The following is a 13334-nucleotide window of genomic DNA, read 5'->3' on the forward strand; positions in this document are numbered from 1 at the left end:
TTATCAGTTTTTGCCTGTAATGATTTTTCCTCTTCAACTTGTTTTATAACGACTTCCAAATGTTCTTTATTCTTATTTCGAAAATCCTGACGGGCATTTTTTTCATTCCCGTTAGTTTCCTGATTTTCCTTAAATAAACTATGAAGCTGGGAAAGATTAGGTTCTCTGAAAGAAATTATTTCGCCGGGCTGTTTTGATTTTGCTGAAGTACTGCCTTGGTCCTGTTTTTCAGGATGGGAGGAAAGTTTGTCGTTTATTTCTTCTTTTACCGGCAGCTGATTACTGACGGACTGGACAAAATTTTCACTTATCTCTGCAGCTATATTATCCACAGATTCTGAATCATTGTAAATAATAATGTCATCGTCTTTTTCGATTGGTGATTCTGCTGCATCAAAGGTTTGAGTCTGAATCTCAACTTCCGACGTGTTTTCAATGGCGGATAATTCAGGTTTTGTTTCGTCATCTTCATGAGTCTGAGAATTTTCCGGTTCCGCATCCTGAACTTCTTGAGTTAGTTCAACCGTGGATTCGGTAACCGGATTTTCTTCAAGATTTATTTCTATTTCTTCAATCTCGTAATGTGATTCTGCAACAGGTTGAATTACGTCATCCTGATTCAGTGATTCTTCGCTTGTCTCTTCAATCGCAGGTGAAGTATCGGGTTGTGAGACTTCAAGGTCATATTCCTCAATCTCATAAATATTTTCAACCGGACTTTTTTCCTGATTCTGAACTTCTTCCTTTTGTTCTTCGGTAGACTCAATTTCCGCTGGAGTATCGATATCGAATTCTTCTATCTCCACTATTGGTCCCTGAGCAGGGGCAGGCGGAATTGAATCAATTTTAAATTTGTTGGTTGTCTCTTCTATGCCGGAATTAATTTGCGTTTCATTTACAGTTGAAGTCTCAAAAACCTCTTCCTGTTCTGATCTTGGTTTGAATGAATATAATCGCTCAAATATTTTTGATTTTAATTCAGTATCCGGCTGTTCAATCTTGGATGTGACAGCAAGCTGCGCGATAAGGTTTTGATAATCGCCGAGTTCTTTCCATGGGAAATCGTCATCATTTCGTTTTAAGTACTGTAGTGCTTCAGCATCCTGTGCATCAATGTTGCTAAGCACATCAAGTTTAATCAGTCCTATGGCGATTTTCTTTTCCATAACAGCAGTTTAATTACCAAGTTTTTCCATTAATAATTCCATAATATGCTGGAGCTTCAGCTTAACTGTAGCAACGGGTATATTGACTCTTGATGCAATTGCTTTATCGTTGTAGCCTTCATAATAAACCAATGACAACATAAACATCTGCTCATCAGATAAACTGCCGATTGCGGAGGTTACTCTTTCCCTCATTTTAAGAGCCTGTTTTAATTCTATCGTTTCAATTTCCGGGGAGAGAATAGGCAGAATATTTCTGATTTCATATTCATCATCATAAGTTTCCAGATCTGAATCACCGCGGCTTCTTCTAAGCCAGTCAATCGCTTTCAGTCTTGCGAGAAGCACCATCCAGGTATAAGCATTGTAAATTACAAAGTCGAAGTGCTCGGTCCATTTCCAAATGATAAGAAAGACATCTGATAATACTTCATCAGCAGCGTCTTTATTGCCGACAATTTTTTTTATGAGTGTGTAAAGTAAAGGCGAGTATCTGTCGTATAACATCTCAAGTGAGGCTGAATCATTTTTCCTGACCTGCAGAAGCAGTTCTTCATCAGTTATAAAATCGTTGTTCACCAATTCCAGATCCCTTTTAAGCTACAGTTAGACGACAATTTTTGTCAGATTAATCAAATTTATAGAAATATTATGCCACCACTTATTCACACTAATATGTAAGTGCATTGATTGCTGGCTGTAATTATTACAAGAAAGATTTTTCTTTGCTGTAAATTTTACGGAAAAGTTTTCGCGCAGTTCATTTTTGAATTTAATTCTCAGATGGCGGGCGGTAAAAAATTCTTGAAATGTTTTTGTTTAATAATCTTACATTTTATTTATTTTCACCGAAAGTATTTTAAAATATATCATCCATATTTTGAGCAATTTAGTTTTAAATCTCCGTGTTAAGTTATCTGCTTTACATTTAGTATTTCTTCTTTTATTTGCTTTAGCGATTCCTTCCTGTAATGCTGACAAAAAAGAAACAGCAGTTCATTCCTCAGAATCAGAAGCGTGGTATAAACAAGTTAACATTGATCTTGGATACAGAATTAAAATGTACAGTGCAGATTCTGGATATGCGGTATCACGCGGAAGGGGTTCAATACCGGGCGGGTTGTATAAATTTGAAAATGGTAAATGGCAAAAAATATTTGAATACCCATATTCAGATTATCCCCTTATTGCTTCTTATGATTCATCCACCGTTTGGTTCATAAACCATCTTGTACACAATGGGAAATACAAACCTGTATTAAACTCTGTTACAGGAAATAGAATTTCTGAAATAGAATTGCCTCAAATAATGTGGGATGAAACTGATTATTCAATGTGGAAATCACTCTGGATAAATAGGGATAAGTCTGCCTGGCTTGCCGGTCAGCAGGGAAATATAATTTTTTATAGTGATGGGAAGTGGCAAAGAGTTTTAAGTCCTGTAGAGCGCGATTCACTTAAATCACTCCTATCTGGAGATATAAATGATTTATTCATGCTTTCTGCTTCGGAAGGATGGGGAGTTGGCAAGGACGGATTAATTATTAAATATGAACTCGGATACTGGAAAAAATTCAAATCGCCGGTCAGTACACATTTAAATAAAATTTGTATGGTCGATTCGGCTTCGGGATGGATAGTCGGGCAAAAAGGCACAATATTAAAATTCAATGGAACCGAGTGGGAAATTATTAATTCAGGAACTCCCGCAAATTTAAATTCAGTAAAAACGGGTACTCAGGGAAGTGTATATATCGCTGGTGATAACTCAACACTATTAACATTAGATCAAAATCAATTTATACCTGTTGATGAAGTAAAATATCTCGAGGACAATTTTATTGATATTGAAATTATTGATGATGAAAACTCAGGAGAACTTATCTGGCTGCTGGGAGATAACGGTATTTATACAAACTCAAAATCAATTGGATTTTCATTTACCGATTTTACAAACCAGGCATCACTTCATAAACATGGTAAGGGTGGAATATTCTTTAATCTTCAGGAGAATAAAGACCCGTCACTCTTTGTAATGAACGAAGACGGACCTTCACTATTATTTGCGAATAATGGCAACGGAATATTTTCTGAAACAAAAATTGATGAAAGTGATAAGGGAATTCTTCCCGGTAACTCTGCAACAGCCATAGGTGATATCAATAATGATGGATATAACGATCTCATTCAGTTATACTATGGAAATTATTTTAGACTATTAACAGGCAGCAATTCCGGGTATGATGACCGAACAGTAAAATCACAAATCGATCTGACTCAAGTTGAACCTCAATCACTTATATCAACTCACTTCTGGGATTTGAATAATGATGGGAATCTGGATCTGTTCATCTCCAATGATGAAAAGCAGCCATTGTTTTTTCTTAATGACGGAACAGGAAAATTCAAAAGTTACACAAATGAATTAGTTAAGCTTAAGAGCGGTGCAAGAAGTTTTGGGGCTACGTTAAGTGATTTCAATAATGATGGCTTGATCGATATTTTTTTCCCTTATCAGACACAGGTGAATAATCAGAAATACCAAATATACCTGAATATGGGTAACATGAAATTCAGTGAATACCAGGATAGTTTGTTTTTCACCAATTCATCTTTCTCAGCATCAGCGACGGTGAGTATTAGCGAGGACTTTAACAATGACGGGCTGATGGATTTGTTTATACATCAGCAAAAAGCTCCTCCGGTTTTGCTTTTAAACTCCGGCAGCAATCATTTTAAAGACGCTTCATATGAAAGCGGATTCAGAGAAATTGTATTTCATCCAGAGCCTTTAAATGGTATTGTAAATGCCGCAGATGTAAACAATGATGGGTGGATTGATATTTATGTAAGTTCAAAACTGTACCTTAACAGTGAAGGATGCAGGTTCACTGAAGTAAGTGAACAAACGGGAATAACTTTTACAGGGAACCCTTCATTCAGTGATGTTGATGATGATGGTGATATGGACCTGTTCATCGGCAGTTCCGAAGGTGCGCTTGGTAAAGGAGATCGCGCCGTGCTTTACAGAAATAATCTGAACAACAATAATTATCTAAAAGTAATTCCTGTCAGTGATGAAAGTAACCGCTCTGCTGTAGGTACGGTAGTTACTCTCTCTGCATTCGACAGGAACGGAAATGAAAAATATAAAAGCAAAAAAGTATTCGGCTTCGGTTCTTCACCAATGCTTCCACAGAGTATTTCTGAAATTCATTTCGGGATCAATCCTGATTTTAGTTATAAATTATTAGTTGAATATCCTTCCGGTAAAAAGCATACTGTTTTAAAAATCAGTCCGGGAGATAAAATTTATGTAAACGAATCAAACTTACTTGTGCGAAATTATTTTCATGTATTTAAAGACTTAGAAAGAACAATTAACTCACTTGACTACAGGTTTGAACTTATAAAACTTTTTTTGTTCATAGTCATAGTATTTGTTTTAAAAAGAATAGCGGTGAAGAATAAGATTGAAAAACTTCAAACATCAGCCGGGTACTATATAAGCTTGTTTATCATCTTCCTGATTTCATTACACTATTCAATCGATTCAAAAATTTTAAATCAAATTATTTCGACTTCAACAATTACATTTATTTTCGGTGCAGTGATATTGTTTATATTCAATGAAAAACAAAAACGGGATAAAAGAAATTTAATATCGCACTACAGGATAGCTGAACTGCTTGGTACCGGTGGAATGGGGAAAGTTTACCGAGCAATAGATATCAATACAAACAATCAGGTTGCGTTAAAGGTTATAAACCCTGAGCTGTTAAAAGATCAGGAGAATAAAAATCGTTTTGCATTTGAAGGAAATCATCTCTCTGCTTTCAAACATAAAAACATTGTGAGGGTTTTTGAATCTGTTTCACTTGAGGATAATAGTTTTATTGCCATGGAATTATTGGAAGGAGGTTCATTAAAACAATTCCTGAATAAACATCATCCTCTTACTAAAGAAAAATTTAAAAATATATCAATCCAGGTCTGTGAAGGTCTGAAGGAAATCCATTCAAAAAAAATTATTCACAGGGATATTAAGACAACTAACCTGATGTTTGATTCATCCGGTGTTCTTAAAATCATGGATTTCGGTATTTCAAAGTCAACTTTAGTTACGACTATGACATCGCTCGGAACAGTTGTTGGAACACTTGGGTACGTAGCCCCGGAACAAGTAACAAACACTAATGCTGATGAGCGATCGGATATTTATTCGCTTGGTGTTGTTATGTATGAAATGGCGACGAACAGACTTCCGTTCAATGGTGAAAATGAAATTGCGTTGATACATTCGATCTTCAATACCACCCCTGAATTACCATCAACATTGAATGATCTGCTGACAAAAGATATTGATGAAATAATTTTTAAATGTCTTTCCAAAGAGCCATCATTAAGGTACAAATCAGTTGAAGAATTACTCGATGTAATTTTAAAACTTTAAAACAGATTCTAATTATAAATAGTTTACAACAATCAACTATTATTATTTTCTTCATTCTTAAAAAAGAGAACCTTTATTTTTATTATTGGCATTCATTTAGAATTCTCCCGGCAATCAACTAACAATATCAATTGTATTTTAATTTTCATCATAAAAGAAATCCGCTGAAACTGTTCATTTGATGGAACAATATTTGTCTTAAAGCTTCAGATGAATTGAATAACTTGGTACACGTATGGAAAAACTTCAGGGGATTGCGGTAAAACGACTTGTATTTGTCGGAAGAAAGAAAGCCGGCAAAGCTGCCTTGATAAAACAATTCAGCGGGCAAGCAGATTCTGATTTAATAAATGGAGAAGCAAAACTACCCGGCGTAATAAGACTTGACCCTTATGATATTGATGTAATACTTGACAGTATTGATATCGAAGATCTGTATGAATTTAAAGATGAAGAAAATATCAGGCAGATAAAATCTCTTGCCGCTTCAGATTTCCTTATAATTGTACTTGACGGCACGGAGCGTATCACAGAAGAAGAAAAACAACTTATTAATCTTCTGAGAAAATTATCTATTCCACATTTAGCCGCAGTTAATAAAATTGAGTATGGAGTTAATTCAGAACTCCTTACGGAAATAAAATCATTGAGACTTGTTCACTTCGAAATATCCTGTAAAGAAAATGTGGGCATTGAAGCGCTGAAAGCAAAACTCATACGAATGCTTCCCTGATAAATTGCTGATCCTTGCCGGTCGGCAACATTTTATAATTGAATAATTAAGAAAAAATTATTGCTTGATTTTTTTTAAGGATAAATCTACACTCATCATAGAATAAAAATAATTAATTATGGTTCAACTAATATTTGGGCAATTTATGAAACCATTATTTGCACTTGGCTTTTTACTATTAGTATTGATTTTCAGTTGTTCAAATGAAAAAGATTCCCTAATCGTAAATCCTCCGCCGCACACACCTGATTCATCTTTACACATAAATAGTCTGAGTCATAATTCAATTCATCCCGGAGAAAAAATACTGGTCAGTGTGAATAATTTATCCGGGGCTGATCTTCATTTTGTGCAGCTTAACGGTATTTATGTTTATCATCGTGAGGAATCTGATTCTGTCGTTTCGGTTTTCATCCCCTTCAATGGCGCAAGCGGTAAACTTAAATTCGTCTATTCGGGAACCGCTGACACAGCCATTTACAGTGACTCTATAAATGTTATTCCGGATTGCGCGGATTCATTATGTATTGGCTGGAATAATGGTGAACGGATCACGGAATTTGATTCAAAATTCACTTCGTGGGATTCGACTCATACCTGGGACTATTATAAAAACGGAGACACTTCGTTCTTCAATATTTCCGGACTTTGCGGTGATGAATGTTCAATCACTAAAACTATAGCATTCCTGTCTAATGAGGATGAACAGCTTCCGCAGTTTTTATTCTCTGCTCAAACCATTAGGGATTATATGGGTGGAAACGAAGTTACGGATACTCTGCACCGGGGTATCTTAAGGGTGGATAATTGGAACACGAACAATATAATGAGCGGCACTTACTCTTTTACTGATTATTCGTGGGTTTTCTGGTTTAAAAATAATTAAAGCGGACAGTAAATAAATAGTAAATACATTCGATAATAACATGGATAATTATTTTTATTAATCCTTTTATCGAATGAAAAAAATGAATCTTAACAGTTTTCGATTACTTGCCGCTGTTTGGGTAGTGTCCCTGTTTTTTAATCCCTCTCTATCACAAAATGATAATCTCCAACAGATAAAACTTAATGCTGTATTGGTGAATGATCAGGTTGTTCCGGAAAGTGAATGGCAGGATCTTAATCTTACAACCAGCGATAAACTAACTATAGATTATTCTTATGAAGGTATTACAGGGAAAGAAATTTTCTATAAGATTTTTCTGAACGGGATTAAAGTTGAACCTGAAAAAAGAATAACAGCAGGTGATATTTCCTTAAGTAATTTTTCAGAAGGAAATCAAATAGTACGTATACAGGCTTATGATCTGGAAGGATGGGAATCGAACGCTTATATCCTGAAATTTAATGTAAGACATACTTCAAACGTCGGGCAGACAACTCAAATGCCAGCAGTTGCTGATAATACATTTCTTATTTATTTACTTGGCGGTATCTGTCTTATACTTGCCGTTATAGTTTCATACTTATTGATTAACCGTCCCGTTAAAGTAGTCAAAGAAGTGACTGACAAAAAAACTGAATACATATCAGATAAAAAACTTGAGGACAGTTTAAGATCACTCAAAGAAATAAACACACAGTTGAATGAAGAAAATACTTTTCTTAAGGAAAAGGTTAAGGAACTTGAATCAAATGTTAAAGACCTTGAATCCGCAAATCTTACTCTTCTTGAACAGAAAGAAAAATTCGCAGAAAGTAAACGTCAGCTTGAATTGCTTCAGTCACAAAAAGAAGAATTATTCGCAATCGCCGTTCATGATATTAAGAATCCCGCATCGGCTATAAAAAGTTATATCGATCTTTTAAATTCCTACGACTTGAACGCGACTGAACAACAGGAAATAATGACATCGCTTGTCGCTTCCTCCGAAGATATAGTTAAACTGACTCAACAAATCTGTCTCGTTATTGCAAAAGACAAACCGGATATCACACTTAAGTTCACTAAGACTTCAATTAAAAAATTAATTGAAAAAACATATAATCAAAACTTGTCTTACGCCCGCACAAAAAAAGTGATGCTGATAAATAAAGCGACACAAAATCTACCTGAAATAAAACTGAATGAGTCAAAGATCGAAGAAGTGATTGACAACCTGCTTAATAATGCGATTAAGTTTGCACCGCCGGAAACACAGGTAGAGATAAAATCTTTTATAAAAGATAATTCAGTTGTTGTTGAAGTAGTTGATAACGGTGTTGGATTATCACAGGCAGATCTTACAAAAATATTTCAAAAAGGCGCGACGTTAAGTTCGCAGCCAACAGGTCTGGAACACAGTTCCGGTTTAGGTTTGTGGATTGCAAAAAAAATGGTTGAAGAACATAACGGAAAAATTTGGGTCACCAGTCATTTAGGAAAAGGATCCGCATTTTTCTTTTCTCTTCCGTTGAATGAAAAAGAAACTGAATAAAGTGTTTCCTTATCAATTCCCGCAATTGATAAATGTGTTGTGAAATTCCACGCAATGCACGGCAGTTGTTAATATTTAGCAAATAGCAATTAACACAAAGATTGGGAATACTCCTTCTTACTATTAAGAAAAAAACATCATTCCTAAAAAAAAAATCACTTTAATTCATTTAGAGTAAACATTTTTTACTGCCTCAATGGCACTTAAAATGTGTAATCCGCAATGTATTTATGAACGAGGAAAAAATGCATTCGGAAATATTCAAAAACTACGAACCTAAAGAGAAAAGCGGATTGATTCCTTTACTGCAGGATGTTCAGAATATCTACGGTTACTTACCTGAACTTGCTTTACAAGAAATATCAGACTTTTTAGATATACCGCTAAGCCGTGTTTACGGAGTAGCGACTTTTTATAACCAATTCAGATTAACTCCGCTTGGCGAAAACGTAATTAAAGTTTGCCGCGGAACAGCTTGTCACGTTAAAAGTTCTGCTAATATTTTATTTGCACTTGAAACAGCACTTAAAATAAAAGCGGGCGAAACCACAAGAGATAAAAAATTTACAATTGAAGTTGTGAACTGCATAGGAGCCTGTAGTATTGCACCTGTTATAACTGTTAATGAAGAATACTTCGGAAGGATTTCTGCGAAAGATGTTCCTGCTATTCTTAAAAAGTTTAACAAACCGGCTAAACAAACAGAAGTAGTTCCGGAGGTGAAATTAGCATGAACACCTTTATAGAAAAATGCTGTAGTGAATGCTGGCACAGTCCGGAAACACCTTGTGATCTTTTTGTAAGATGTTCAACGGAAGGTGCGTTGTGCCATCATCATAAAGAATGTGAAGATAAAATAAAATCCCTGAACAGAAGATTAACATACCAGGAACATGAAGTCCCGGTGATCTTTATCGGAATGGGAACTTGCGGACTTGCATCCGGCGCACAAAAAGTTGAAGAAGCAATTAAAGCTGAATTAGAAAAGCTGAACATTACAGCACAAATTGAAGCAACGGGCTGCATAGGCTTTTGCGCTAAGGAAGTTATAGTCGATATAAAGCTGCCGGGACTCGACAGGATTTCATATTGTGAAATCACACCTAAGTTAGTTCCAAAGCTTATTCAAAAAACTCTTATTGATAAAGAAATATTCAGAGAGAAACTTCTTGGTTCACATGGAAAAGGAACTTCAGAGATTCCATCATTAAATGATATTCCTTTTTTCAGAAGCCAGCATAAAATTGTACTTGAACATTGCGGGGTAATAAATCCCGCTTCAATCGATACATACATCGTTTATGGCGGATTTAAAGCTCTTGATAAAGTTCTTCGCTTAATGAAACCTGAAGAAGTTATCAAAGAAGTTCTTGCAAGCGGATTAAGAGGTCGCGGCGGCGGCGGATTCCCAACAGGAAAAAAATGGGAGCTTGCATTCAAACAAAAATCAGATAAAAAATATTTGATATGTAATGCGGATGAAGGTGACCCTGGCGCATTTATGGATCGTTCGGTTCTTGAAAGTGATCCATTCAGAATTGTTGAAGGAATGATCGTTGCGGCTTATGCAATGGGCGCAACATTCGGTTACATTTATTGCCGCGCGGAATATCCACTTGCAATTTCAAGATTACAAAACACAATTGAACAATGCAGAAGATACGGGCTGCTTGGTGATAACATACTCAACAGCAGTTTCAGCTTTGATATTAAAATTAAAAAAGGTGCAGGCGCATTTGTCTGCGGTGAAGAGACTGCTCTTATCGGTTCAATTGAAGGCAGAAGAGGAATGCCGAAACCGCGTCCGCCATACCCGACAGATGCAGGACTTTATGGTAAACCAACAGTGATCAATAATGTTGAAACATTTGCTAACGTAACTGCCATCATCAACATGGGCTCGGAAAAATTTTCATCAATCGGAACAGCAACAAGTAAAGGCACAAAAGTATTTGCACTCAGCGGCAATATTAAAAACACAGGTCTTGTTGAAGTACCGATGGGAATTACGCTCGAAGATGTTGTGTTTGATATCGGCGGAGGAATTCCAAACAACAAACAATTTAAAGCTGTTCAGATAGGCGGACCGTCAGGCGGATGTTTACCTGAAAGCGTTATAACAACACCTGTTGATTATGAATCCTTAAAACAAGTCGGCGCAATGATGGGTTCCGGCGGATTTGTTGTTATGGATGAAGATACCTGTATGGTTGATGTTGCAAAATATTTTCTGACATTCATTCAGCAGGAATCGTGCGGTAAATGCGTTCCATGCCGTGAAGGTACAAAGCGAATGCTTGAAATAATTGAACGGATACCAACAAGCTATAAGAACACAAAAATAAAAACAGATCAGCTTCAAAGATTTAAAGGAATAGTTCATCTGCAAAGATTAGCTGATGTCATAAGAGATACATCGCTTTGCGGACTTGGTCAGTCGGCACCAAATCCGGTTTTATCAGGATTAAGATATTTCAAAGATGAATATGAAGAACATTTATTCGAACGTAAATGTCATTCAGGTGTTTGTAAAGAACTGTTAACGTTCACAATCGATAACAGCGTCTGCACAGGCTGCGGAGTTTGCATCCGTAAATGTTCAAGTGATGCAATCGTTGGTGAAAAAGGTCAGGCACACTACATAGTTGATGATAAATGTATCCGTTGCGGTATGTGTGTTGATTCGTGCAGGTTCGAAGCTATAAATGTTAATTGAAGTCTGACTTCTATTGGAGAAAATAATGGTACAGCTAACAATAAATAATATAAAAGTAAATGCAGAAGAAGGAATGACAATCCTTGACGCTGCCAAATCAGTAGGAATAACCATCCCCACTTTATGTCATCTTAAAGACCTTGCACCAACGGGTGCATGCAGAATTTGTTCTGTTGAAGTTGAAGGACAAAGAGGATTAATTCCATCGTGTGCATATCCTGTTTACAACGGAATGGTTGTGGAAACAAATTCAACAAGGGTTCGTAAAGCAAGAAAAACTATTGTAGAACTTCTTGTTGAAAATCATCCGCAGGATTGCCTGATATGTGTAAGAAACAAAAACTGTGAACTTCAGGACCTTACAGAACAGTATGGATTAAGAGAACACAGATTTGTCGGCGAAACAAAATGTCATGAAATAGATGCATCAAGCGCGTCGATGGAAAGAGATCCGGCAAAATGTATTCTTTGCGGAAGATGCGTACGCGTTTGTCACGAAGTTCAGAAAATAGGTGCGATAGATTTTACAAACCGTGGATTTGCAAGTCACGTTACAACCCCATACAACAAAGGTTTGAATATCAGTGATTGTATTCTTTGCGGTCAATGTATTCTTGTCTGTCCTACTGCAGCTTTGAGAGAAAAGAGTACATTGAAAGAAGTTTCAAATGCACTCAATAATAAAAACAGATATACAATCGTTCAGGTTGCGCCCGCAGTAAGAGCAACACTTGGCGAAGAGTTCAATATTCCGCTTGGTACAGATGTAACAGGGCAGCTCGTAACTGGTTTAAGAAGACTCGGTTTCAAAAAAGTTTTCGATACAAACTTCGGTGCTGATCTTACAATAATGGAAGAAGCATCCGAATTAATAAGCAGGATAAAAAGCGGTGGAACTCTGCCGATGTTCACAAGCTGCTGCCCTGGCTGGATTAAATATGTTGAACAGAACAGACCTGAAGTATTAGATCATATATCATCGTGTAAATCACCGCACGAAATGGAGGGCGCAGTTCTAAAAACTTATTATGCTAAGAAGATGGGAATAAAACCTGAAGACATTTATGTTGTTTCAATTATGCCTTGCACGGTTAAGAAGTATGAATCAAACAGGGGCGAGCTTAGTGAAGAAACAATGAAAGATGTTGATGCAGTTATCACAACAAGAGAACTTGTAAGATTCTTTAAGATAGCAGGTTTAGATTTTAATGATCTTCCTCATGATAATTTTGATAACCCGCTTGGTGAATCAACCGGCGCTGCTGCAATATTTGGTACAAGCGGCGGTGTTATGGAAGCTGCACTGAGAACAGCGTACTTCAAAATATCAGGTAAAGAATTAGAGAAACTTGAGTTTGAAGAAATACGCGGACTTGACGGAATTAAAGAAGCATCCATAAACATTGAAGGAACTGTGGTAAACATTGCAGTCGTAAACGGAATTGGAAATGTTAAACAGGTTCTTGATGATGTACAGAACGGTACAAGCAAATATCATTTCATTGAAGTTATGGCTTGCCCCGGCGGATGTATCAACGGCGGCGGTCAGCCGATACATCAAAAACCTGAAAAGGTTATGAAGAGAATCAAAGCTCTCTACCAGATCGATACAAATATGAAAACACGTAAGTCTCATGAAAACGAATCAGTAAAAGCTCTGTATAAAGAATTTTTTATTGAACCGAATTCACATATAGCTCATGAGATTTTACACACAGAATATTTTGACAGAAAAAATGTTTTGAAGAATTAATTTGAATACTGTGAAGTCATTTCGAAGGAGTCCTTGACTGAGAAATCTTTTAGTCTTTAAAGAAGATTTCTCAGGCTCCGCCGTCGAAATGAC

General features: G+C 36.3%; 8 protein-coding genes. 7 read left to right on the forward strand and 1 reads right to left on the reverse strand.

Annotation, left to right across the window (positions count from 1 at the left end):
- Positions 1-1175: 1175 nt before the first annotated feature.
- Positions 1176-1748 carry a sigma-70 family RNA polymerase sigma factor gene (locus IPM56_00475; GenBank protein QQS36461.1) on the reverse strand — a complete coding sequence of 191 codons (573 nt, stop codon included), beginning with the start codon at positions 1746-1748 and terminating at the stop codon, positions 1176-1178.
- 298 nt (positions 1749-2046) lie between these two features.
- Between IPM56_00475 and IPM56_00480 the strand changes: the two genes are divergently transcribed.
- The 7 genes from IPM56_00480 to IPM56_00510 all read left to right on the forward strand — a co-directional run bounded on the left by IPM56_00480 (position 2047) and on the right by IPM56_00510 (position 13241).
- Positions 2047-5619, forward strand: a complete 3573-nt coding sequence (locus IPM56_00480) for a protein kinase (protein QQS36462.1) — start codon at positions 2047-2049, stop codon at positions 5617-5619.
- A 235-nt stretch (positions 5620-5854) separates the two neighbouring features.
- Positions 5855-6352, forward strand: coding sequence for a 50S ribosome-binding GTPase (locus tag IPM56_00485; protein QQS36463.1), 498 nt, complete (start codon positions 5855-5857; stop codon positions 6350-6352).
- A gap of 145 nt (positions 6353-6497) precedes the next feature.
- Positions 6498-7238 (forward strand): hypothetical protein, encoded by a 741-nt coding sequence (locus IPM56_00490; GenBank protein ID QQS36464.1) that lies wholly within the window; start codon positions 6498-6500, stop codon positions 7236-7238.
- 82 nt (positions 7239-7320) lie between these two features.
- Positions 7321-8772 (forward strand): hypothetical protein, encoded by a 1452-nt coding sequence (locus tag IPM56_00495; GenBank protein ID QQS36465.1) that lies wholly within the window; start codon positions 7321-7323, stop codon positions 8770-8772.
- 245 nt (positions 8773-9017) lie between these two features.
- A complete protein-coding gene (gene nuoE, locus IPM56_00500) occupies positions 9018-9506 on the forward strand; it encodes an NADH-quinone oxidoreductase subunit NuoE (protein QQS38193.1) in 489 nt (162 codons plus the stop codon).
- Positions 9503-11488: an NADH-quinone oxidoreductase subunit NuoF gene (locus IPM56_00505; GenBank protein ID QQS36466.1), complete on the forward strand. Its 1986-nt coding sequence runs from the start codon at positions 9503-9505 to the stop codon at positions 11486-11488. The genes nuoE and IPM56_00505 overlap by 4 nt, the downstream gene beginning before the upstream one ends.
- Positions 11489-11513: 25 nt before the next feature.
- Positions 11514-13241, forward strand: a complete 1728-nt coding sequence (locus IPM56_00510; GenBank protein ID QQS36467.1) for an iron hydrogenase small subunit — start codon at positions 11514-11516, stop codon at positions 13239-13241.
- Positions 13242-13334 lie beyond the last annotated feature (93 nt).

This window comes from Ignavibacteriales bacterium (genome assembly GCA_016700155.1).
Lineage (GTDB): Bacteria > Bacteroidota > Ignavibacteria > Ignavibacteriales > Ignavibacteriaceae.